Source organism: Pseudomonas sp. SDO524_S393, from assembly GCF_054071875.1.
In genome coordinates this window covers 1-1,213 of record NZ_JBSVVZ010000154.1, presented here as the reverse complement: position 1 = coordinate 1,213, position 1,213 = coordinate 1, and the positions used below count along the sequence as shown (strand labels likewise).

The following is a 1,213-nucleotide window of genomic DNA, read 5'->3' as shown; positions in this document are numbered from 1 at the left end:
TGAATCCGTCGACTGACACTACGCATTCGCGAGCAAGCCCGCTCCCACATTGTTCAGTGTCGTTATGTTTTTTATGAAAAAAAATAATAATTAGCTTAGATTAAAATGTGCTTTTTATTATTTTTTTGCATCCCCTAGGCTTGCCTGGAAGTCCTTAAGGCCATCCAGGAAGTTTTGCCATGAGCAGCGTCACCTCGCTATCCAGCGTCTCCAGCAACGTTCGCCAACGTGTCACTCCCGAAGAATGGGAGGTGCGTGTCAAACTGGCCGCCGCTTATCGCCTGGCGGCCCTGTACAAGTGGACCGATCATATCTACACGCACTTTTCCGCCCGTGTGCCGGGGCCGCAGGAGCATTTTCTGATCAACGCCTACGGGCTGTTGTTCGATGAAATCAGCGCCTCCAACCTGGTCAAGGTCGACATCGACGGCACTATCGTCGACGACCCCACCGGCCTGGGCATCAACTACGCAGGTTATGTGATTCACAGCGCTATCCATGCTGCACGTCACGACCTCAAGGCGGTGCTGCACACCCACACCCGCGACGGCATCGCGGTATCGGCGCAGAAGGACGGCTTGCTGCCGATTTCCCAGCACGCCATCGGTTTCTCCGGGCGCGTGGCCTATCACGGCTACGAAGGCGTGGCGCTGGACCTGGACGAGCGTGAGCGGCTGGTGGCCGATCTGGGCGACAAGAGCGTGATGATCCTGCGCAACCACGGCCTGTTGACCGCCGGGATCAGCGTCGAGCATGCCTTTCAGCAACTGCAAGGGCTGGAGCGCGCATGCAATATCCAGATCGCCGCGCAAGCGGCGGGGAATGCGGAACTGGTGTTCCCGCCCGCCGAAGTGGTGGCCAAGGTCGAGAAGCAGGCCGAGGTGTTCAAGGCCGGCGACGGGCCCGGCGTGGCGCGGCACTGGAATGCACTGATTCGCCAGCTGGAGCGCACGGACACCGACTACAAAAACTGATCCACGGTACACAGCAGATCCAAAAATAGGGGAGCTGGCTTGCCGGGTCGCCGCACCGCTGCGATAGCTGCGGCACTGTTAACACAGATGCCGCCTGACCCACCGCTTTCTCACCAACAACAGCGTTCCAATGTGGGAGCTGGCTTGCCTGCGAAGACGGCGGCACAGCCAACACAGATGCCGTCTGACCCACCGCTTTCGCAGCCTCGCCGGGGCTCGACAGCTCCCACAGGGGGCTT

General features: G+C 59.4%; 1 protein-coding gene. It reads left to right on the top strand.

Annotation, left to right across the window (positions count from 1 at the left end; genetic code table 11):
• The first annotated feature begins 179 nt into the window (after positions 1-179).
• A complete protein-coding gene (locus tag ACW9IB_RS29440; RefSeq protein WP_457416830.1) occupies positions 180-974 on the top strand; it encodes a class II aldolase/adducin family protein in 795 nt (264 codons plus the stop codon).
• Positions 975-1,213 lie beyond the last annotated feature (239 nt).